At 56.9% G+C, this 22,447-nt stretch carries 13 protein-coding genes and 1 pseudogene; 9 read left to right on the forward strand and 5 right to left on the reverse strand.

Annotated elements, in window-relative coordinates:
* Positions 1-190, forward strand: a pseudogene (locus HMPREF1206_RS11135) (IS30 family transposase); the annotation flags it as partial.
* A gap of 231 nt (positions 191-421) precedes the next feature.
* On the opposite strand, the gene HMPREF1206_RS05785 reads toward HMPREF1206_RS11135, so the two are convergent.
* The 3 genes from HMPREF1206_RS05785 to HMPREF1206_RS05795 all read right to left on the reverse strand — a co-directional run bounded on the left by HMPREF1206_RS05785 (position 422) and on the right by HMPREF1206_RS05795 (position 9,018).
* A complete protein-coding gene (locus tag HMPREF1206_RS05785; protein ID WP_042388580.1) occupies positions 422-4,090 on the reverse strand; it encodes a multifunctional oxoglutarate decarboxylase/oxoglutarate dehydrogenase thiamine pyrophosphate-binding subunit/dihydrolipoyllysine-residue succinyltransferase subunit in 3,669 nt (1,222 codons plus the stop codon).
* 103 nt (positions 4,091-4,193) lie between these two features.
* Positions 4,194-8,030, reverse strand: coding sequence for an ABC transporter ATP-binding protein (locus HMPREF1206_RS05790; RefSeq protein ID WP_147580938.1), 3,837 nt, complete (start codon positions 8,028-8,030; stop codon positions 4,194-4,196).
* A gap of 121 nt (positions 8,031-8,151) precedes the next feature.
* Positions 8,152-9,018 carry a hypothetical protein gene (locus HMPREF1206_RS05795; protein ID WP_016422420.1) on the reverse strand — a complete coding sequence of 289 codons (867 nt, stop codon included), beginning with the start codon at positions 9,016-9,018 and terminating at the stop codon, positions 8,152-8,154.
* Between the two features lie 129 nt (positions 9,019-9,147).
* Here HMPREF1206_RS05795 and HMPREF1206_RS05800 point away from each other — a divergent pair, with 129 nt between their 5' ends.
* The gene (locus HMPREF1206_RS05800) at positions 9,148-9,969 is read left to right on the forward strand and encodes a (2Fe-2S)-binding protein (RefSeq protein ID WP_231367184.1); all 822 of its coding nucleotides are present in this window, start codon (positions 9,148-9,150) and stop codon (positions 9,967-9,969) included.
* Positions 9,970-10,167: 198 nt separating this feature from the next.
* On the forward strand, positions 10,168-10,998 hold the full coding sequence (locus HMPREF1206_RS05805; RefSeq protein ID WP_005509671.1) for a hypothetical protein: 831 nt from the start codon (positions 10,168-10,170) through the stop codon (positions 10,996-10,998).
* A gap of 28 nt (positions 10,999-11,026) precedes the next feature.
* Here the strand turns inward: HMPREF1206_RS05805 and HMPREF1206_RS05810 are convergent, their stop codons facing one another.
* The gene (locus HMPREF1206_RS05810; protein ID WP_016422422.1) at positions 11,027-11,581 is read right to left on the reverse strand and encodes a hypothetical protein; all 555 of its coding nucleotides are present in this window, start codon (positions 11,579-11,581) and stop codon (positions 11,027-11,029) included.
* Between the two features lie 276 nt (positions 11,582-11,857).
* Between HMPREF1206_RS05810 and HMPREF1206_RS05815 the strand changes: the two genes are divergently transcribed.
* The 5 genes from HMPREF1206_RS05815 (at position 11,858) to HMPREF1206_RS05835 (ending at position 18,686) form a co-directional block, all read left to right on the forward strand.
* A complete protein-coding gene (locus tag HMPREF1206_RS05815; protein WP_231367185.1) occupies positions 11,858-12,940 on the forward strand; it encodes a hypothetical protein in 1,083 nt (360 codons plus the stop codon).
* 255 nt (positions 12,941-13,195) lie between these two features.
* Positions 13,196-14,335 (forward strand): trypsin-like serine protease, encoded by a 1,140-nt coding sequence (locus HMPREF1206_RS05820; RefSeq protein ID WP_042388584.1) that lies wholly within the window; start codon positions 13,196-13,198, stop codon positions 14,333-14,335.
* A gap of 184 nt (positions 14,336-14,519) precedes the next feature.
* Positions 14,520-15,872, forward strand: coding sequence for a Sau3AI family type II restriction endonuclease (locus HMPREF1206_RS05825; protein WP_016422425.1), 1,353 nt, complete (start codon positions 14,520-14,522; stop codon positions 15,870-15,872).
* 124 nt (positions 15,873-15,996) lie between these two features.
* Positions 15,997-17,280, forward strand: coding sequence for a DNA (cytosine-5-)-methyltransferase (gene dcm, locus HMPREF1206_RS05830; protein WP_016422426.1), 1,284 nt, complete (start codon positions 15,997-15,999; stop codon positions 17,278-17,280).
* A 23-nt stretch (positions 17,281-17,303) separates the two neighbouring features.
* Entirely contained in the window at positions 17,304-18,686 is a 1,383-nt protein-coding gene (locus HMPREF1206_RS05835) for an MFS transporter (RefSeq protein ID WP_016422427.1), read from the forward strand.
* Here the strand turns inward: HMPREF1206_RS05835 and HMPREF1206_RS05840 are convergent.
* Positions 18,683-19,615, reverse strand: a complete 933-nt coding sequence (locus HMPREF1206_RS05840; protein WP_042388587.1) for a bile acid:sodium symporter family protein — start codon at positions 19,613-19,615, stop codon at positions 18,683-18,685. The two genes, HMPREF1206_RS05835 and HMPREF1206_RS05840, sit on opposite strands and share 4 nt — an antisense overlap.
* Positions 19,616-20,293: 678 nt before the next feature.
* On the opposite strand from HMPREF1206_RS05840, the gene HMPREF1206_RS05845 reads away from it, so the two are divergent.
* Positions 20,294-22,444, forward strand: coding sequence for a DEAD/DEAH box helicase (locus HMPREF1206_RS05845; protein WP_081636713.1), 2,151 nt, complete (start codon positions 20,294-20,296; stop codon positions 22,442-22,444).
* Positions 22,445-22,447: the final 3 nt, after the last annotated feature.

Raw genomic sequence — 22,447 nt, forward strand, 5'->3', positions numbered from 1 at the left:
AGGTAGCAATGAGCGGATGAACCGGGATATCCGGTTTTATTTCCCCAAAGGCACCAACTTTACCGATGTCACCGACCAAGAGGTCGCCGAGGCGGAAGCATTGCTGAATAACCGGCCGCGGGTAGTGCTCGACGGGTTAACTCCCCGGGAGGTAATCTCTGGTGTTATCCATGATGCAATGACCGCCTGACCCTACCTGCCATTTTTCGGGACATTTTTGTCATAAACGTAGTCAGTAACTCGCATTGAGGACTAAGTAGTAAATGGTGCCGACCCGGTGGCACGCCGACCGGACACGCTTTTTGACTATTCGCCCTTGATGCCTGGCAACGATCGCCCAAGCAACAGGAAAGGGGCTCCAACCGTTCGGTTGGAGCCCCTTAACGTTTACACGCCAGCTGGTAAGACCAGCCAATGAGACCTACTTGAGAGCCTCTTCCAGCAGAGCCTTCTCCTCAATCTGGTGGACCTTAGCCACACCAGTTGCGGTGGAGGACTGTGCACGGCGGGAAACGCGGGTCAGCTTCGGCATATCCGGCAGAGCCTCTGGGAGGTTCAGTGCCAGGAACGGCCACGGACCCTGGTTAGCCGGCTCATCCTGAACCCAGCGGACTTCCTCAAGATCCGGGTAGGACTCGAAGAGGTCGCGGAGGCGGTTGTGCGGCAGCGGGTGCAGCATCTCCAGGCGAGCGATTGCGATGTCGTCTCGCTTGTCCTTCTTGCGCTTCTTCTCCAAATCCCAATAAATCTTGCCGGAGCAGAGCAGCAGGGTCTTGATGCCGGACTTGTCCTTAGAAGCGAAGTGCGGGTCATCAATGACAGCGCGGAACTTGGTGTCGCCGGTGAAGTCCTCGATGTCGGAGACTGCCAACTTGTTACGCAGCATCGACTTCGGCGAGAACACAACCAATGGGCGGTGCAGATCCGAGAGGATGTGGCGGCGCAGCAGGTGGAAGTAGTTAGCCGGTTCGGAGGGCTGAGCAACGGTGTAGGATCCCTCAGCTGCAAGCTGCAGGAAGCGCTCGATGCGTGCCGAAGAGTGGTCCGGCCCCATTCCCTCGTAGCCGTGTGGCAGCAGCAGGACTAGCTTGGAAGTCTGACCCCACTTAGCCTCACCAGAGGAAACATACTGGTCAATGGTGGTCTGCGCGCCGTTGGCGAAGTCACCGAACTGTGCCTCCCAGAACACGGCTGCATCCGGGTTACCGAGAGTGTAGCCGTATTCGAAGCCCATGCCTGCGTACTCGGTCAATGCCGAGTTGTAGATCATGAAGCGGCCGCCGTCCTTGGACTTTCCGTAGGCGTCAATCGGGTTGTATTCCGAACCGTCTTCGGCGTCGATTAGCACGGCGTGGCGAGAGGTGAAGGTACCGCGACGGACATCCTCACCCGCAAAGCGAACGTCGATGCCAGCACCGGTGAAGGAACCGATTGCCAGCAGCTCAGCCATACCCCAGTCGATGCCACCCTCTTGGGTCATCTGGGCACGCTTCTTAGCCACCGGTGCAACACGCGGGTGAACCTTGAAGCCCTCCGGGACGTTGACGTAGGTCTGTCCAATCTCGACGATTTCAGCCTTGTCAATGCTGGTCTTCAAACCGTGCGGCAGTGGTTGAGAGCCCGCAATACCGGACTGGTCGCCCGGCTTTGCGTCCTGAGCTGCGCGAACTTCGTTGAAGACCGCCTCCATCTGATCGTGGAAGTCGCGGCGTACTGCCTCGTACTCTTCCTCGGAGATGTCACCGCGACCAATGAGGTCCTCGGTGTACTGAGCGCGGACGCTTTCCTTCTCGTCGATGATCTTGTACATCAGCGGCTGAGTCATGGACGGATCATCAGCCTCATTGTGGCCACGCTTGCGGTAGCAGACCAGGTCGATGAAGACATCCTTGCCGTAGCGGTTTCGGTACTCAACAGCCAGCTGGCCAACCCAGACGACAGCCTCCGGGTCATCGCCATTGACGTGGAAAACCGGGCAGCCATATGCCTTGGCAATGTCGGTTGCGTAGTAGGAGGAACGTCCGGAGTCCGGCGAAGTGGTGAAGCCAATCTGGTTGTTCACCACGATGTGGACGGTCCCGCCGACCTTGTAGCCGCGCAGGGACATCAGGTTCAGGGTCTCCTGGACAATGCCCAGGCCAGCGAAAGAAGCGTCACCGTGCAGCAGCAGCGGCATGACGGAGTAGCCCTCTTCGCCCTTGTTGATCTTGTCCTGGCGTGCACGAGCAAGACCCTCAACAACCGGGTTAACGGCCTCGAGGTGGGACGGATTTGCGGTCAGAGTGACATCAATCTCGCCCTCACCGAACATCTGAATGTGACGGCCAGTAGTACCCAGGTGGTACTTGACGTCGCCGGAACCGCCAACCTGAGCCGGGTCAATGTTGCCCTCGAACTCGGTAAAAATCTGGCGCAGTGGCTTGCCGACGATGTTTGCGAGTACGTTCAGTCGACCGCGGTGTGGCATACCGATGACGACCTCATCCAGGTCAGCGCCAGCAGCGGTGTCGATAGCGGAGTCCATCAGTGGAATCAGTGCCTCAGCGCCCTCCAACGAGAAGCGCTTCTGACCGACGTACTTGGTCTGCAGGAAGTTTTCGAACGCTTCAGCTGCGTTGAGCTTCTGCAGGATGTACTTCTGCTCGGCGTGGGAAGGCTTAGGCTGGCCGCCCTCAATGCGCTCCTCGAGCCACTCGCGCTCTTCGCGGTCAAGAATGTGGGCGTATTCTGAACCGACCTTGAGGCAGTATGCGTTGCGAAGGCGAGAGAGGACCTCACGCAGCGTCATCTTTTCCTTACCGCCGAAACCACCGACGTTGAAAGTACGGTCCAGATCCCACAGGGTCAGACCGTGCTCCTGGATATCCAGGTCAGCGTGGTTCGGAGCGGAAGTATTTGGCTGGTCGTACCGCAGCGGGTCAATGTCAGCCAGCAGGTGACCGCGGGAACGGTAGGCCTCAATCAGACGCATGACGCGGGTGTTCTTGTCAATACCCGTGTTCGGCAGATCCTGCGCCCAACGGATTGGGGTGTAAGGAACATGCATGGTCTGGAAGATGTGGTCCCAGAACTTGTCGTCGACAAGCAGATTGCTCATGGTGCGCAAGAACTCGCCGGACTCTGCACCCTGGATAATGCGGTGATCGTAAGTAGAGGTGATGGTCACCAGCTTGCCGATGCCCATCTCTGCCAGACGGTCAGCCGAAGCGCCGGCGAACTCAGCTGGGTAGTCCATGGAACCGACACCGATAATCGCGCCCTGGCCCTTGGTCAGGCGCGGGACGGAGTGGCGGGTACCGATGCCGCCCGGGTTGGTCAGGGAAATGGTGACGCCCTGGAAGTCCTTTCCGGTCAGCTTGCCGTGGCGAGCACGAACGACGATGTCCTCGTAGGCGTCGACGAACTGCTTGAAGGTCAGGGTCTCACACTCGCGGATAGCGGCAACCACAAGCGAACGAGAGCCGTCCTTAGCTGGCATATCAATGGCCAGGCCGAGGTTAATGTGCTCCGGGGTAACCAGAACTGGCTTGCCGTCAACCACCTTGTAGTTGTTGTTCATGTCCGGGTGGAGCATGACAGCCTTCACCATGGCGTAACCAATGATGTGGGTGAAGGAAATCTTGCCGCCGCGGGCGCGTGCCAGATGGTTGTTAACCAGGGTGCGGTTTTCAAACATCAGACGTGCCGGCATATCGCGAACCGACGTAGCAGTCGGCATCTCCAGGGAGACATCCATGTTCTTAGCGATAGCCCGTGCGACGCCCTTCAGAGGTTCCTCGCCGGATTCAACAGCCGAGACCTTGGCTGCTGCATCCATCGGGGACTTCTTCGGCTTCGGAGACGCCGGCTTGTTCGGGGTCTTAGTTGGTTCGACCCCCTTGGATTCACGGCGTCCGGTTGCCTTAGCTTCCTCCTTCGTGGCTGCTGCGGGCTTTGCCATATCGGAAAGGTCCTCGCCCTTTTGGGACGGGGTGTGGGTTGCGAAGAATTCGCGCCATTCCTGACCCACAGATTGTGGATCCTTCTGGAATTGCTGGTACATCTCGTCGACCAGCCATTCGTTCTGGCCGAAGCTCATGTCGCTGCTCACGGCAGGTACTCGCCTCTTTTCGTCTTAGTTTTACTAACTCACGTTTATTCTAATTAGCGCAAGCGTCAAAGTGTCATTCAAGGATAACGAAAATTCTGAATTACTACACCGTCGCGCTCCCCATATGGTACTTGCTCCAGAGCTCTGCGTATTGGCCACCCGCCGCGAGAAGCTCGTCATGGGAGCCGTCCTCGACAATACGCCCGTGGTCAAGTACCAAAATCCGGTTGGCCCGAGCCGCCGTAGCTAGGCGGTGGGCCACAATAATTGCCGAGCGTTGACGCGACGCACGGTCAGTGGCTTCAAGGATTGCCGACTCTGTTGCAGGGTCGAGTGTCGCGGTGGCTTCGTCGAGAAGTAGCAGTTCAGGACGCATCATTTCGGCACGAGCGAGTGCGATGAGCTGACGCTGTCCGGAGGAGAGCCCTCGGCCATCTGGGCCGACAGGGTGGTGGAAGCCGCCGGGCAGGCTGGCAATGGTGCTGAGAGCACCGACGTTCTTCGCGGCCTGCTGAATTTCAGCATGACTGCTGTCCGGTAGACCGTAGGAAATATTTGTTGCTACTGTCCCCGAAAAAAGGTGTGATTCTTGGGGGACATAGCCGAGGGTGCGTCGCCAATCGTTAAGAGGGAAGTCGCGGATGTCAGTTTCGGAGGCTCGCACCACGCCGCCAACCGGATCGTAGAAACGGGCAAACAGCTTAATGATTGTCGATTTTCCGGCACCGGTGGATCCGACAATTGCGACTGTTTCTCCGGCAGGAATCTGCAAATCGAGAGCATCGAGAACCTGTGGGCGTTCGTGTTCAGTGTTGGCGGCGGGGTAGGAGAAAGTCACCTTGTCTAAGCGCAGGTCGCCATCAGCTGCGCGGGACGCGCCGTCAGTAGTGCCGTGGTCTGGCATGGGGGCGGTCTGTAGGAGGTCATCAATACGATTGAGGCCGACCTTCGCCTGCTGGTAGCCGTCGAAAACATGGGACAGCTGCTGAATCGGGCCAAAGAGCATTCCCAGGTACAGCGTGAAGGCGACGAGTACGCCGGGCGTTGTAGTTTCCGAAGCAACTTGTTGGGCACCGACAGCCAATACCGCGGCTGTTGCCAGCTCAGAGACGAAGTTGATGCCGGGGAAGAATAGAGCCACGGCCAGCTGTGCTCGCTGACGAATTGCGCGGTACTTATCGGATTCCTCGGCAAAGGAAGATTCGATATCGGCGACGCGGTGGTACATCTGAATCTCGCGAAGCCCACCAATGGTCTCCTGAAAATCAGCGTTGACCAAGGAGAGCTGCTCGCGTGCAGACTTGTATAGGCGCGAGGAGATTCGGCGGAATACCAGGGTGGCCACCACAATGATGGGAAGGGACGCCAACGCCACCGCGGCGAGTGACACCTGTGTGGCAAGCAACAGTGCCGTGACACCGAGCAGAGTAAACGCGGCGATTGCCCCTTGTGCCAGTCCCGTTTGCAGGAAAGAGGACAGCGCGTCGATGTCGGTTGTCATCCTGGTCATGATGGCGCCCGAGCGATTGGCCTCGAAGTAGTTAATGCCAAGCGACTGCAGGTGACGGTAGCAGCGCACGCGTAGGGCATAGAGCAGCCGCTCACCAGTGCGCGCAGTAATAACAGCATTTGTGGCTACGGCAATCCAACTGATGAGGACCGTCGCCAAACCACCTGCGGCGCAGGCCCACAGCACGGCCTCATCGTGCGCACTGATGCCGTGGTCAATGGCGTAGCGCACGAGCATGGGGAACGCCAGATCGGCAACGGCAATGAGGGCGAGCAGCGCAATGACACTTATAAATAGGCCGCGGACGTAGGAGAGCAGCCGGCGCAGAGAAAAAGGCTCGGAGTTGTCGAGTGCCGCAGCGGGCACACGCGGTTTTTCGGCAGCGGGTGGGAGGTTCCGCACGCGCTCGAGAAGCTCAGGCGTCGCAGGAGCATTGGCGAGAGCCGCCCCCATGCCACCACGACCGCCACCGCGGCCACCGGGACCACCGGGACCACCGGGACCTCCTCCGGCTCGGCCAACCCCGCGGCTCATTTGAGAAGTGGCACCTCCGAGACGGCGGGAAGCGGTGTCTGACGTGGAGTCATCGGAGGTTGGTGCGGATTCGTCGGGCCAGAGTTCCTCGGGGCTGGGGTCTTCACTGTCGATGGGGTCGAGAACAAGGTTTTCGATTTCGGGGTAGGCGCTCTGGTCAATGTCCATCAGCTCGGTGAAGCGCGGATGAGAAGTAATCAGTTCGGCCTTGGTGCCAATGCCAGTGATGGCACCGTCTTCGAAAATGGCGATGTCGTCCGCCTGCTCGAGAGTGGAAGATCGATGCGCCACGATGACGATAGTCGTATCCGCCAGCTGTGAAGTCAGCGTGTTGAAGATTGCCAACTCTGTCGCAGCATCGATTGCTGAGGTCGCGTCATCGAGAACCAAAACCCGAGGACGGGCGAGGAATGCCCGTGCTAAGGCCACGCGTTGAGCTTGTCCGCCGGAGAGATTATGCCCGCGCTCGCCGATGGCTGTGTCCCATCCCTGAGGCAGGTCGTCGACGAAGTTGACCTGGGCGGCGGTCGCTGCGGCGATAATCTCTTCCTGGGACGCCTCGGGATTGGCGAATGCGATGTTCTCACGCAACGTGCCCGCAAATAGATAAGGAGTATCCGGAACGACAGTAATAGCGTCATATACGTCGCTGGAGAGAATGCGCGCGGTATCTGTGGATGTTCCGTGGCTGGGCGCATCTATAGTGATAGTCCCCGAATCCGGCAGATAGTGACGGCCGAGTAACTCCGTGGCGATAGTCTTTCCGGACCCCGGTGGGCCAATCAACGCTAAGGTCGCCCCTGGCGCGACGGAGAATGAGACATCGTCGATAAGCGTGCGTCCGCCACGGCTGTGGGTGACGTGGTTGAAGCTGATGCCAACGGGGCCGTCGGGGAGAGGGAGCGCGTCGGTGGGTTCGGGGTTGTCTGGTCGGGCGTCGATGACATCGGAAATGCGGTCGATGCTTGCCGACGTCAGCTGTATCGAGATGACCATGTTGGAGACCAGACGCGACAGGGCAGTCAGGCTGGTGAGATACGTGGCAAAAGCCACGAATGTGCCTAGGGTGATGTGTCCGTTAATTGCGAGCCAGCCACCGACCGCGATATTTCCGACGAGGGACAGTTGCGGCAACGACTGCAACGCCGGTTGGAACCGAGCGCTGAGTTTTGCCGCTCGCAGGCGGAGGGAATAGAGCAGCGACGAGTTACGCTCCATCTTCGCAACTTCGTTGTCGCCCTGCGCAAACGCCTTAACAACACGGATGCCGGAAACGGTTTCCTCGACTTGTCCGGCAATCTCGCCTGCTTGCTGTTGGGCAGCCCAGGTTGCGGCATGGAGTTTGTCACGCGAATTCACTGCAATGTAGACAATCGCTGGCACCACCGCGAGGCCGACCAGTGTCAGGGGCAGCGAGAGGGCGAGCATGATGCCGATAGTGATAAACAGCTTGACGACGGATCCCAGCGTCAACGGCAACATCGCCAGTAGTCCGGACACTGCCTGAAGGTCGGAAATTGACCGTGATACAACCTGGCCTGTGTTGACTCGGTCTTGTGCTGGACCATCGAGGTTTTGTAGGGAGCGAAGGATGTTTAGTCGCAGGTCGTGCTGAACATCAATGGAGAGTTTGCCGGAGAAGAATCTGCGTCCCGCCTGGGCGACGAAGCGTACTAACGCGATGGCCAGAAATACTGAAATGACTGCCTGTAGAGGAGTTAGGGAAGGCAGCAGGCGTGCGGGGACACCGCCGTCGGAAGAGCCCGTTGCCACATCAATGGCATCTCTAGTGAGAAGCGGAAGTACGGACTCCAGCCCGACAACGATTAGCGCTGCGACAATGACGCCATAGAGCGGTAGTGGCCGTTGAAGAGACTGTTTCCACAAGAACTTCATGGGAGAGGTTCTGAGGGGTTTGCTCTGAGCCATCGTGGGTACCGCTCTTCCATTGAAAAACGTCGCTGAAGGGTAAGTCGCTGAAGGGTAAGTCGCTGAAGGGTAATCGGGGTAAGAGGAACTACTTATTCTTCTTTTTCTTCGGCCACTTCAGCGCCGAGGGAATAGAGAACCTCGATGACTTTGAGTCCTTCTTCGAGTCCTCAGAGGTGTTGGATTTAGCCGGAAGCTTTCGTTCAAAGTCCGACCAATCCTGGGGAAGCGGGCCCAGAGATGCGCGAGTGGATCTGATAAGAATGCCACCGAGCTTGCGGTTTGCGGAGGCCCCAACCACGGCGCCAATTCCAAATGGCAAAATCTTACCGATGATGGCGAGACGAGCGTTCTTCATCAAGCGCTTGCGTGCCTCGCGAATCAGCAGGCGGTTTGCTGCGCCCAGCTGCGGAACACCAAGCCGTGGCAGTAGAGAATTGACGGAAGTTTTGGTCTGCTTCCGCAGCGATTCCTCGCCAAGCAGAGAGGCCATAATAGCTGTCCCCTCTGAACCGCTCATGGCCGCAAGAATCAGCGTGCGACGGCGTTGCGGATCGGTGATGTCAATATTGCGCAGGGTTGCTGAGGCCAGTGTGTACCAGGCTGATGCTTCCAGAAACAGCAGAGATTCACCGGTAACCGCAGCCAAGCCCGTAATCATGCCGACGCCGGGGAGAACCGCGCTGCCGCCGGCGGCACCACCGGTGCCGGTGACCAGGTTGAGGAAGTGGGAATCAATACGTTCCTGTACCTGCGCCGGAGTTTCATCTTTTTTGCGCTTGTGCAGGGAACTGACGTACCCGGTGATGGCAGACGACTGCCAGCTCATGGTCTTATCCAGAGTTTGGATAAGAAGGGTTCCCAGTTTTCCGGCATCACGTTCGATCGCTTCGGGGGTGGAGTTCACTGCATCAGTTACTGTGCGAGTTGAATCCTTCTTCGTCTTTTGGAACAAAGCAGTAGACCTCCTAAACGGGTCCGTTGAGAGCCATATGCCCATATAAACACTACTGAGCTGTGGGGAAATTCCGTAGTCGGTGGAAAAATAGGCAGGTGTACGGCGATTAACACAGTCGATAGAAGGATGAGACTGGTGAACGATGTAACGCGGGGTGCCGCATTGCCTCCCGAGTACTCCCAGCTTTTGGCGGACTTTCCTAGGTTTTCCGCAGATGTCATGCCTCACGAAGGTGCTGCGGAGTGGCACCTTTCTACCGAAGCTGTAGCCGCAGGAATTGAGGCTGGGAGAAAGCTGTTTCCCATGCCCGAGGTTGAGGGGGATACCCGTTTCCAGGCTCAGTTGTGGTGGTGGTCCATGTGCGGAGCATTGGTGGGGCCATCGCTGGCATGCGTGTTGGTTTCCAATCGAGTTCCGGTGTGGCAGTGGTCTTCTTGGTTCGCATTTCTCCGAGATGACTATTGGGTTGGGTTTCAAGCTCAACAGTTTGAAAGCATTTCCGCTGAGGATGCGGATGAGCTGAAGGATACCGGCGAAGCACTGGCGCATTTCTTGGAGCCGTTGGCTCAGGTTGTTGGAGAAGTCGGGGAAATCAAGCCTGCCCCTCTTTGGGCCGTGGCTGCCGATGCCGTAGCTAACGCCGCAATCTCCGCCGGTAATGAGCTGATGGAGCCCTGGCGTGGAGCGCTTATTGGCAAACATGTCGTTGAGGGAATGCAGAGAGTACATCGGGCCCCTCTTCCTCGTTTCATGGATTCCTGCGGAGGCGAGGTGCGCCCCTGGGATGAAGCTGCTGCTGAATCGGGAGAAGAACCGGACTTCGATGTAGTTACTCACCTGGAGAGAGCTACTTGCTGCATGATTTATCACAGCCCAGATGCCGACCTGTGTGTATCGTGTCCGAAACGTTCGCGTGAGGAACGCCATCAACTCTGGGCACGCTACTGAGCGCTCTGTTTTCGAGAATCGACAGCTGGAGGCCTGCCCCTCAACCGGCCGCGTTGGCGGCTTTGAAGTAGTACGAACGCTGCCGGCGTGATCTTTCGCAGCAATTGTCGGGGGCATGAGCCGCCCCATGATTGCGCGTTTGTCGCTACGATTGGCTGCGGGTAGAGGCCAATTATCTTTCAAGGGAGGATTCCACCCATGAGCTTTTTCGAGCAGATTGCTGCGGCACTGGACCGCGAGGGCATTGAAAGCCGTGTCAACGATGACACCCTCTTCGTTCCCATTACCTCTGACCTGGAGGTTCAGTTCGTCACCATTGATGAGGACATCCCGGCTGCCGAAGTTTACGTAGCCGCTGCCGATGTGGATGATGAGGACGACGAGTTCGAAGCTGTTCTGGTCTCCGCTGTTTTCTCCGTCGAAGACGCCGTCGCGGCAGTCGCCCACCATGTAGCTACTGACCAGGTTGTTGGCCTGCTGCGCACTCTGCTCGATGGCGATGATGACCGCATTGCTGACCTGGAGTTTGAACAGGACCCCGAAGAGGCAACCTTGGTCACCTCCGAAGTTGGTACCTCCTCGTTGGTTCAGGTTTTGGTAACTGCCCACAACAACGAGCCCAGCGCACACGTCCGCTTCATCGCTCAGGACGCGAACTTGGACGACATCGTCGACCAGGCCATCGCAGAGTTCTGGGACTCGGACACCGAAACGGTTCTCACCGATGATGACCGTCGCAAGATGTTTGCTGACCTCTACTCTGACATCCAGACCTTGCGCAATGAGGTTCTGACGCTGGGCACCTTCAAGGACTTTGACAAGCTGATGGATGTCCTCGCGCTCGTGGTAGACCGCGCAGAGGAATGGGAAGATCAGCTGGCACCCGTCGATGACGGGTATGCGGAGTACATCTACTCTGATCACGTTGCCTCCTTGGACGAGGATGATGACGACGAGGACGATGATGACCTCTACGACGATGGCGACTATGACGACGAGGACGACGAAGAAGGCGACGACAGCGAGTAGCCGTACTGCGGCAGTGCTGTGACCAGTGCTAAGCCGCTGATGGGCGAGAAGAAAAGAGCTCGTTAGGACACGGCAGCGGCCGCGCGTCCCTGGTGCCAATCCAGCTATAACGGCGCCCGGGGAGCGCGAGGTCAGTGCCGTTTTCGTGTATCTTGCTGCAGTCCTGCGCTCGATGGAGAGCCTCAGCCACAGCCCGAGTACGTCGGCGGTTTTCTTCCCGCGTCCGATTCGAACCGCCAATTCTGCGGAGGACTACCTCCGATGAGGATTCCACCTTGACGGAAACGGAGTACATGAACATGGGCTCATCCTTCAGGATGAAATATTCCGCGTGCACGTCGGCAAGCTGGAAGACCAGTGCGCGAGGAAGCGCTATCCGCGACGCGCGGACGGTGACCACAGGCCCGTCGGGAAGCGAGAAGGTGTGATCTAGCGCGCCAGGCGAATGCCTACGGCCGATGGTGGGGTGGCAGAGGATCGTGCGGATGAGGTCGAGGTCTTCGAAACATTCTGCACGGTAGGTAGCGGATAGCGGGGGAAGAGCTAGGCGGCGATGAATGGGAAACTCGTTTGCTGTGTTCATGGCTCACAAGTTATCGAACACCCCGGACTCATATTTTCGAATATATAGAACTAATGTTCGAGCTTTGTTTAGCATCAATGGGCTACCCAAGTGGGGGTAGTCAATTGGCTAAGTGTCTGGTGTTATTGCAGGGACGCGTGGGGTTGTGGAAACGATTCGGTAACGACTTTTGTAAAAGTGCAAGAGTCTGAGAAAACGCTATTTCTGGGGTGGGGTGGTGGATTAGTGTGAGTGGTAGTCCTAAGGAAAAACTAAACATTTGAAAGATTCATCTCAATGAAGCACGCAAGAAGTCGAATGGCGGTATCGGCTTTCGCAGCCTTTTTGTCCTTGGTGGCCCCGGCCGCGGCGCACGCTGTAGTGGTTGGTCCGGGTGACCCGATTCGAACTCCCATGGAGGGAAGTCCGTGGGATGGGTATCGAAATATCAACTCGCCGATGTGTTCGGCGGGTGTTCCGGGAACGGTGACGGACCGCAATGGGGAAAAGCATCGGGTCATGTTGACCGCAGGACACTGCGTGAATGATGCTCCGGATGTGGGACTGCCAATCGTCACTGGTGAGGTGTATGTGCCGACCACCGAAGGCGATAAGCGCATTGGTACGACAGGTGCTCACCGTTGGGAAGTGCCGCAGGAAGATGCCGGCCTGGAGTCGTTGCCGGCGGCCTTTAATGGCGCGGACTATGGAGTAATCAACCTTGATCCGGGCGTAGAGACTACCGGCGCAAGTTACTCCATCGATGAAAATGGTCAGAGCTACGGGGAGCCTGTAGCGATGACTGGCATTCAGGACAATGAAGACCTGCCGCGTGGCGAAGTCTCCTTCGATAATTTTGGCAAACCTATCTGTAAGGACGGCATGCGTACCGGACGTGCCTGTGGCTATCAGGTATTCCGGGCTCGAAACGGCATCTGGACGGTTGGTATTGGCGTTGACCATGGTGACTCCGGCGGAAATGCCTATGACCCGACCACTAACGAAGTTATTGGCGTGAATTCGATGACCTTCGGTCCGGTCTCGCGTGTGATGCCCGCGGATATTGTCCTCGAGGAGGCCTACGGCATTCCCGACGGTCAAGTAAACGACCACTTCGAGGTATCGGATTCCACGGCTCAGCGTGACTCCTCCTACCGCACCCTCAACGAGGATATGGCGGCGGATCAGGAGTATGCCCGGGCGCAGGATCCGCAGGCTTCGCAGGAAGACTCTGTACAGCAATTAGCTGATCTTGTGGACCAGTTGCCGCAGTCGCCGCAGCTCCCTGAACTGCCACAATCGCCCCAATTGCCACAATCGTCACAGTCGTTTGAGCTGCCTCAGTTGGCAGAAATTCAGCTTCCAAGCTTTGAGGGCTAGCACCAGTCTGAGAATCTGACAAAAATCACCCCCGAACCGTTAAGAGAGCCAGGATCATCCAAGGCGGATGGTTCTGGCGCTTGCATTGCTGCTGAACAAACTTTTTGATGTGTAATGAGTGTGGAATGAAGACGAATGAACGGTTCCTCGACTGAGAATTTCACCCTAGGTTTCATTTTCGGAGAGCTTTGTAAAGGTGTCCCTAATACACTGAGTGGGACAAGTTTTCTGTACAGAAATGGAGTAGCGCACACTATGGCCAGTTCGAAGAAGGTCGCCACATTCACGGCTGCACTGTCGGTAGCTGTAGGTGGCTTTGTGCCCGGAATCGCGGTAGCTGAGGCTGCACCGGCAAACTCGGATGTTGTCATCGGCCCGGGCTCGCCGTTGCGAATGCCGTTCCCGAGCAGCAAGAACATCGACGGACGTCATGTTCAGTCCCCGATGTGCTCTCTGGGAGTTCCTGGCACCGTTGTGGATCAGAATGGCGTTTCGCATCGTGTCATCATGACTGCCGGTCACTGTGTTGTGGCGAAGGATACTGAAACCGGCGAAGAGGTCACCGGCCAGTTCTTCATCCCAACCAAGGACGGCGACAAGCTGGTCAACAAGGACTACATGGGCACCGATGTCATGCCGGAAGAGGGTGACTTCGATGAAAACACCACTATGCCGGAGTTCTTCAACGAGCTCTTCAATAGCGGTGACTACGGCATCATTGAGGTTCAGGACGACATCAAGACCACCTCTATGTCCCACTCTGTGGATGAGTTCGGCAACGTCCACGGCGAGCCGGTTCAGATCGTCGGTATCGAGGACAAGCGCACTCTCGACCCGATGGAGATTTCCGTTGACAACTTCGGTGAGCCCGTGTGCACCGACGGTTCCCGTACTGGCCGCGGCTGCGGCTTCCAGGTCTTCCGTGTCCGCAACGGTGTCTGGGCCATCGCTCCGATTGACCACGGCGATTCGGGCGGAAACGCTTACAACCCGGAGACTCGCGAGGCCATCGGCGTTAACTCCATGGGCATTGGCCCGCTGAGCCGCTTCCAGCCGATTGACGTTGCTCTTGAAGAGCAGTACGACATCCCGGACGGCCAGGTCAACGAGCGCTTCAAGGTAGAGACCTCCACCGAACCGCAGTCCGAGTTCCGCACGATTGACGAGGACTCTCAGTACACCAAGCAGCACGTCCCGCAGGAAGAGCCGGATTTGGGTCCGATCGGCGAGCTGCTTCCAGAGGGCGTCGAGGTCCCACCGGAGATTGCCGACATTATCTCGGAGAGCCCATCTCTCCCGGAGCTGCCGATTCCGGAGCTGTCTGGTGCGACCGCTCAGGCAACACAGGCAGCCAGCAACATTTCCTCGCAGGCGAACCTGCCGAGCCTGTTCTAATCAGGTCACCGCAGTCTCGTAGATAGGGCGTTCGCTTTACGACGCTCCGTCCAACCCCCCTATTCCGCCACAGTGGCGGGGTAGGGGGTTTGCTTTAGTATTTTGGCCGCAAAATTATATAAGCTAAACGCACCAGCATACGAAAAGAAATATGCAGGAATAAAGTGATAGGAAATTTTTTGCTATGAAGAGTTTTTCGACTGAGTTAGGCTATGACGATTCTGATGTGGAGTCAGTTGTAAACTACGCCGAAAAGATAGTCGGAAAATCTCTTCGAGAGGCACTCGGTGTCGAAGATTTGGATGATCCGAGGGTAAAGCGAGGAGCATTCGGTTCCGCGCTAGAGACACTCTATTTCAAGATTCCGGCTAACAGTAACGCAGAAGCGGACTTTACAAAAATAGGTGTCGAACTAAAAAGTACGCCGATGAAGTTGACTAAAAAAGGTCAATATTCCGCAAAGGAACGCCTAGTCCTTTCGATGATTGACTACTTTTCACTCCCTGAGGAACAGTGGGCTGAGTCGCATCTGCTGGCCAAGATCCGCCGCATGCTATTAGTGGCATACCTTTTTGAAAAGGATAAGAACCCTGTCGATTACCAGGTTCTTCTCGCGAAGCTTTGGGAACTGTCGCAGGATGACATTGTCCAGCTTCGCAGTGACTGGGAATTGATTCAGGAGAAGGTCCGACGAGGACAAGCGCACACCATTTCATCTGGCGACACGATGTACCTGGAAGCCTGTACTAAGGCGGCGAATAGCACGATTACGCGGAAGCAGCCATTCTCGGATGAGCTGGCGAAGCCACGGGCATGGGCCTTTAAGCGGAGTTATATTGATGTCATTCTCAACGGAATGCTTAATGCTCAAGAGATTGAACGAAAGCAATCAGAAGCAGATATGGATTTGCTTGGGCTGGTAAAGAAGCGATTCGCGCCGTATATGAATCGTACCCTTACTAGCTTGGCTGACGACTTGGGTTACAGTAACACCCGCCTTCCTAAGCATATTGGCAGTCTTATTGTTAAGAGTATTCTCGGTGTGGACAAGGAATCTGAAATTGCTGAGTTTGTAAAAGCTGGAATCGTCCCTAAGGTTATCCGTTTGAAGAGAAATGGAAAGCCCAAGGAATCCCTATCTTTTCCAAGGTTTTCCTACCGTGATTTGGTGGAGCAAGATTTCGAGCAAAGCGAGTTCAGTGAGCAGTTGGCGCAGAAGTACCTTTTTGTTGTCTTCTGTGAAGATGAGTCGAATCTTGGAGAGTTTCGACTAGCGGACGTACTGTTTTGGCAGATGCCTGACTCTGACTTGGTAGAGGCACGTGCATGTTACGACCTGATGCGAGAGCGTGTAATCGACGGGCGTGCTAGCGAGTCGGTTAAGAGTACGGAGAACCGTTGCTGTCACGTTCGGCCGAAGGCGCGAAACGCGGCAGATACAGCTGTTACTCCGCGAGGTGAAACTGTGGTCAAAAAGTCCTTTTGGTTGAACGCGGGGTACGTGGGTGATGAGATCAGTCGGGTTCTAAATTCCTAGAGATTTAGAAATAATGTTCGAATAAGGCGGCGGTTTCGGTCAATTAACGGCCAGTTTGATCCGACCTATGTGACATGGTTAGAATCACTCTGACGTATCAGAACACAGTAGCGATTGGAGAAACGTGTCTGATAAAACCATCCACGTAGCCGAATTGTTCGCGGGAGTAGGTGGCTTTCGCCTCGGCTTAGACGGCTATCAGGATCAAAGCGACGGTATAGCATCTCTTCCGGCGGCAGGACCATTTGAGACTGTGTGGGCTAACCAGTGGGAACCACCAGGAACTCCAGCTCGCCAGTTTGCATGGCGCTGTTATGTAAACAGGTTCGGGGAGAACAGCTGTGTGAATGAAGACATCAACGTTGTTCTCGACAATGCGGAAGCCGGGCTGTTCGAAATTCCCGATGTAGACATGGTTGTGGGAGGGTTTCCGTGCCAGGACTACTCAGTTGCCAAACCGCTATCGCAAGCAGGTGGGATTGAAGGGAAAAAAGGTGTCCTCTGGTGGGATATCTACAGGTTCCTTAAGCTAAAGAGCCCCAAGTATGTCTTGTTGGAAAACGTTGATCGATTGCTGAAGAGCCCTGCTACTCAGCGAGGTCGTGACTTTGCAATTATGTTGTCGTGCTTCGGTGACCTCGGCTACTCCGTCGAGTGGAGGGTGATTAATAGTGCTGAGTATGGTTTTCCGCAGCGACGTAAGCGGGTCTACATCTATGCAGTTAAGAATCCCGGCACCTGGGAATTAGAGCAGCGCGCTAAGGATGGCATCATGGCCGCGGCTTTACCAATTGAGGAACCTCTGCATTTCACAGAAGTTGTGATTCCAGAGGATCCATATGAAGCAACAAAGACGTTTTCACTAGGTGCCAAGAAGTCTCCATTCGAAACTGGAGGCATAATGCAGAACTTCAAGGCGCTGACATTTTCTGTGGTTGAGTCCTATGATGGGCCTCGACAAGTTCTTGGGGATGTCCTTGTTGATGAGTCTGCTGTTCCAGATTCTTTCGTCATTCACGCGGATGAAGTTCATAAGTGGGAGTATCTGAAGGGTTCAAAGCGCGAAGAACGAGTCAATAAAAAGACTGGTTTTACGTATTTGTACAGTGAGGGGAGTATGTCCTTCCCGGACTCGACGGAAAAGCCCTCCCGAACGATTTTGACTGGTGAAGGCGGAAAATCGGCCTCCCGTTTCAAGCATGTGGTTAAGGTGGATGGAAGACTGCGTCGTCTAGTTCCAGATGAACTGGATGCTCTGCAAGGATTCCCTAAAGGATGGACGGACACAGGAATGACCGACGGCCACCGTGCCTTTTGCATGGGTAATGCGCTAGTAGTCGGGATTCCTCATTTGATTGGCAAAGAGTTGGCCCGGCGAATTGAAAGTGAATCGGGCGACTCTGACTAGAGGTTTTAGAAAGGACCGTTACCTTGTCAGCTTCCCGTTCGCGCGACCTGCTTCGTCGTAAAGCAAAGTGCGAATCTCAGCCGGATATCGCATCGGAGGTGGGAAGCAAACCACAAGGTCGGGATCCTCGGCAGGGTGAATTAGACGGGACTAAACAGCCGATTCCGCGAGAGATTTGGATTCTGGTCAGCGCTGCGTTCATCATTGCGCTGGGCTTCGGTCTGATTGCACCGATCTTGCCGCAGTACGCGCGCAGCTTTGATGTGGGTGTGTTCGCGGCCAGCTTCGTGGTCAGTTCGTTCTCCATTTTCCGGCTAATCTTCGCGCCGGCATCGGGTTCACTGGTAGAGAAGCTCGGATACCGACGCACGTACCTAACCGGCATCAGTATCGTCGCGCTCTCGACTTTGCTTGTTGGTGTTGCGCAGACATATTGGCAACTGCTGGCGTTTCGTGCGCTCGGAGGCATCGGTTCGACGATGTTTACGGTCTCGGCAATGGGGCTGATTGTGCGGATTTCACCGCCGGAGATCCGCGGTAAGAGCTCGGCCGCCTACGGCACAGCCTTCCTGTTGGGCAATGTCTTTGGCCCAATCATTGGTGCTGCGATGGGCGCATGGGGCATGAGGGTGCCGTTTTTCATTTACGGTGGCGCGCTGATTGTGGCAACGATTGTGGTCGGTATGTCGCTGAGTGCAGAGCATCTTCGCCACGTAGTGCCCAAGCGCACAACCCCGGTGCTGAGGTTCTCCGAGGCAATCCGCGACTCGGCATATCGAAGCGCACTAGTCGGAGCCTTCGCCAACGGCTGGTCGAACTTCGGCGTGCGCGTCGCGATTGTCCCGCTGTTCGCCGCGGCAACGTTTTCCCATGTTGGCGCCCCAGAACCGGGCAGCGATGGGGCAGTAGCCGCCACTGCCACAGCTGGTTTCGCGCTGACGGCCTTCGCGCTCGGCAATGTCACGGCATTGCAGTTTTCCGGTCGTCTCTCCGACCGCATTGGCCGTCGTCCACTGCTCATCACAGGCCTGTTTATCAACGGCGTGTTCACTGGCGCAATCGGATTTAGCAGCGGTGCCATTCCGCTACTGATTCTCTCAGTCCTCGCCGGCTTCGGCGCTGGCATGATCAATCCATCGCAGCAGGCCGTGCTTGCCGACGTCATCGGCGCCAACCGCCAAGGTGGAAAGGTGCTCGCCAATTTCCAGATGGCTCAGGACTTAGGAGCGATTTCCGGCCCGCTGATTGTCGGCGCACTCGTGGATGCCGCAGGGTTCAAGGCCGGTTTCCTTGTTTGTGGTGTCATTTCGCTGGTCGCAATGGTGGGTTGGATTTTTGGGCGCGAGACTCTACCAGCCCACTCGTCGAACAGCGGGGCCAAAGAAGCCAAAGCGAAAACAGCTTAAGCAGAAGCGGATTTGCTAGTTTCCTTGCCTTCATCGAGCTTTCGGCAAATAGCCACGTAGATTGCGCCAGTGATGTTGTGCACCACAGCGGCCACCGCGCCGGGAAGCGCTGCCTCCGGGGTAAAGAGCTTCGCTGCCATACCGGAGGACAGGCCAGCGGACTGTGTGCCGACCTCCACGGCCACCGTGCGCTTGCCCGCAGTTGGCATCCCGACCAGCTGGCCTGCAAAGAAGCCGAGCACGTAGCCCAGAACGTTGTGGATGATCACAGCCACAAACACAATCAGGCCAATGTTTGCCAGGCTCTCTGCGTTCTTGGCCACGGCACCGAAGACCACGCCACCGATACCGAGAATAGAAATCCACGGCAGGATCGGGAGAATCTTGTTAATAAAGGTATCGGCCACAAAGCGGATAATCAGACCGCCAATCACTGGCAGGAGGACTGTCTGGCAGAGGCTCCAGGCCATCCCGAGGCCGTCGACATCCGTGTGCGCGTCGGCAAGCACGAGCATAAGAAACGGCGTCATAATCGGCGAGACCAGTGTCGACACACTGGTCATGGCGACGGACAGCGCGACGTCACCGCGTGCTAGGTAAGCGATGACGTTCGACGAGGTGCCGCCGGGGACGGATCCCAGCATCAGCAGGCCGACGGCGAGTGCCGGGTTGAGCCCGAGGGCTTTCGCCACGGCAATCGCTAGCAGCGGCATGATGACAAACTGCGCAATGACGCCGAAGAGAATCGCCAACGGGCGCTTAGCGACCTGCTTAAAGTCCGGGATGGTCAGGGTGAGGCCCATCGCGAACATGATGATCATCAGGAAGTACGTGATGTAATCCGTCAGCGGAGTAAACGGGGCGGGGAAGAAGAATGCCAGCGCCGAACCCGCCAAAATAAAGCCCGGAAACCCGAGAACTTCAATCATTGCCGAGAGCTTCGACGGTGCCTTATTTTCCTGCCTGCCATTCCCAGAAATCTCCTCGGGATAATGTGGTTTTAGCGGGGACTGCCGGGGCGATGACGGCTGCGTTTCTGGTGCGTTGTTATAGCTGGACATTCTCTAGCGACCTTGGGCTTATGCGTTGCGAAATTGCAAAAATCCGCCGAACGGTGGGTGTTCCACGGCGGAAAATAGCTGATATGTGTACAAACTTGTAGGGAAAATGTTAGCCACCTCACCCCAGGAAATTACAAAATAGGCACCCCGAAGTGGGTGCAATGTGTTCGCTTGACGACGTTCCCATTGTCGTGACCTTGCGGACAGGAAATGGTTTTTTGACCGACGGTGGCGTAGTCTGGGCAATCGGTGTGAAATCCTGACGACAATGTCGCAGAGAATCTGGCAGCGGTATAAATTCGCTGGTGAAACGCTTGAAAGTGCATAGTGCATGATGGGCGCCCTCCTCGGAAGTAAAAGCTGAATTGGGTTTGGGCGCAATTTTTCGAAGTATGTGCAAGAGAAGCGATGTCATCGCAATTCCGACGTGAGAGCACTGAAAAACAAGAACGTAAATTGGGCGGGTCATGTATGTGCGACCCAACTGTGAGTAATCAACTGTTGAATATTGAGTGTGCGGGCGAAAAGGCCCAGGAAGAGCCCCAAATGGCTAATAATGAAATGAATGGCAGCGTCGAGGAAACCCGCGAGGATCAGCGCGAAAACCAGCGCGAGGACGCAATTGTGAAGGCCGAGGATGTAGTGGCCGAGGAAGCACCGGTGGTCGAAGAGAAGGCCGCTGAGGAAAAGACCGAAAAGGCCGAGGTCAAGGAAAAGGCCGAGAAGAACAAAGACGACGACACCGTCGGCTTCGATGAGCTTGAGCTGCCGGATGACATTGTCAATGCAGTGCGCAAGGTTGGGTTTGAGACTCCGTCCCCAATTCAGGCTGCTACTATCCCGACTCTGATGAGCGGCCGCGACGTCGTCGGCCTGGCTCAGACTGGTACCGGTAAGACCGCGGCGTTTGCGCTGCCGATTCTGGCTCGCATTGATCGCTCCGTCCGCGCACCTCAGGCTCTGGTGCTTGCTCCGACCCGTGAGCTGGCGCTGCAGGTTGCGGACTCCTTCCAGTCGTTTGCTGATCACCTGGGCAAGATTCAGGTCCTGCCAATCTACGGTGGTCAGTCCTATGGAGTGCAGCTGTCGGGTCTGCGCCGAGGTGCGCAGATTATCGTCGGTACGCCTGGTCGTGTCATCGACCACCTGGAGAAGGGCTCGCTGGACATCTCCGACCTGCGCTTCCTGGTGCTGGACGAGGCCGATGAGATGCTGCAGATGGGCTTCCAGGAGGATGTCGAGCGCATTCTTGCCGACACCCCGGATGACAAGCAGGTTGCGCTGTTCTCGGCTACCATGCCGGCTGCGATTCGTCGCCTGTCCAAGCAGTACCTGACGGAGCCGGAAGAGATTACCGTCAAGTCCCAGACTCGCACTGCGGACAACATTCGCCAGCGCTTCCTGATGGTCAGCCACCGCAACAAGCTGGACGCGCTGACCCGCATCCTCGAAGTCGAGGAATTCGAAGCGATGATCATGTTCGTGCGCACCAAGCACGAGACCGAGGAGCTCGCCGAGAAGCTGCGTGCCCGCGGATTCTCCGCTGCCGCCATCAACGGCGACATCCCGCAGACTCTGCGTGAGCGCACGATTGATCAGCTCAAGGACGGTCGCCTGGACATCCTGGTGGCAACCGATGTGGCTGCTCGTGGCCTGGACGTTGACCGTATTTCTCATGTGGTCAACTACGACATTCCGCACGATACCGAGTCCTATGTCCACCGCATCGGTCGTACCGGCCGCGCTGGCCGCTCCGGCGAAGCGTTGCTGTTTGTCACCCCGCGTGAGGGGCGCCTGCTGCGCTCGATTGAGCGTGCAACCAAGTCGCAGCTGCACGAGATGAAGCTGCCGACCGTCGATGAGGTCAACGACTCTCGCAAGCAGAAGTTCGCTGATGACTTGACCGAGGCGCTTGCTGATTCGCAGGTTCCGGTCTTCCGTGAGCTCATCGAGGAGTACGCAGAAGAGCACGACACCCCACTGGTTGATATCGCCGCCGCTATCGCTGCGCAGGCACAGTCGGGCGACTTCCTAATGAAGGAGCCGCCGCGTGGCCGTCGTAACGACCGTGACCGTGATCGTTTCGACCGCGACCGCAACCGTGGCCGCGATGGTCGCTCCCGCGGTGAGCGCGGTCAGGGCAAGCGCGCTGACCTGGTCGAATTCGACCGCGAGGGCACCGCAACCTACCGCATCAGCGTCGGTCGTCGCCAGCACGTCCGCCCGGGTGCCATCGTCGGTGCCATCGCCAACGAGGGTGGCCTGTCCTCCAAGGACTTCGGGCACATCGACATCCGTGGCGATCACACTCTGGTTGAACTGCCGGCCAACCTGCCGCAAGAAGTCATCAACAACCTCTCCGATACTCGCATCTCCGGCCAGCTCATTGGGCTGAAGCTTGACGACGGCACCTCGGTCGACGACAGCGATGACTACCGCGGTGGCCGTGGTGGCTACCGTGGCGATCGTCGTGATGGCGGCCGTGGTCGCGGAGGATACCGTGGTGGTCGCGGTCGCGACGACCGTCGTGGTGGTGGCCGTGGCCGTGGCGGCTACCGTGGAAACTTCGATGACGGTGACGATTTCGGTGGCCGTGGTCGCGGTCGCGATGACCGTCGTGGTGGCGGTCGCGGTCGCGGTGGCTACCGTGGTGGCCGTGATGACCGTCGCGGTGGTTACCGAGGCGGACGCCGCTAAACC

The sequence above is a fragment of the Corynebacterium sp. HFH0082 genome (assembly GCF_000411235.1).
GTDB lineage: Bacteria > Actinomycetota > Actinomycetes > Mycobacteriales > Mycobacteriaceae > Corynebacterium > Corynebacterium jeikeium_D.

What these genes read in the sequence shown, in the direction of transcription:
- HMPREF1206_RS05790 (WP_147580938.1), bottom strand. Translation starts at nt 8,030, where the DNA reads ATGAAGTTCTTGTGGAAACAGTCTCTTCAACGGCCACTACCGCTCTAT.
- HMPREF1206_RS05800 (WP_231367184.1), top strand. Translation starts at nt 9,148, where the DNA reads ATGAGACTGGTGAACGATGTAACGCGGGGTGCCGCATTGCCTCCCGAG.
- HMPREF1206_RS05805 (WP_005509671.1), top strand. Translation starts at nt 10,168, where the DNA reads ATGAGCTTTTTCGAGCAGATTGCTGCGGCACTGGACCGCGAGGGCATT.
- HMPREF1206_RS05810 (WP_016422422.1), bottom strand. Translation starts at nt 11,581, where the DNA reads ATGAACACAGCAAACGAGTTTCCCATTCATCGCCGCCTAGCTCTTCCC.
- HMPREF1206_RS05815 (WP_231367185.1), top strand. Translation starts at nt 11,858, where the DNA reads ATGAAGCACGCAAGAAGTCGAATGGCGGTATCGGCTTTCGCAGCCTTT.
- HMPREF1206_RS05820 (WP_042388584.1), top strand. Translation starts at nt 13,196, where the DNA reads ATGGCCAGTTCGAAGAAGGTCGCCACATTCACGGCTGCACTGTCGGTA.
- HMPREF1206_RS05825 (WP_016422425.1), top strand. Translation starts at nt 14,520, where the DNA reads ATGAAGAGTTTTTCGACTGAGTTAGGCTATGACGATTCTGATGTGGAG.
- HMPREF1206_RS05840 (WP_042388587.1), bottom strand. Translation starts at nt 19,615, where the DNA reads ATGATTGAAGTTCTCGGGTTTCCGGGCTTTATTTTGGCGGGTTCGGCG.
- HMPREF1206_RS05845 (WP_081636713.1), top strand. Translation starts at nt 20,294, where the DNA reads ATGGCTAATAATGAAATGAATGGCAGCGTCGAGGAAACCCGCGAGGAT.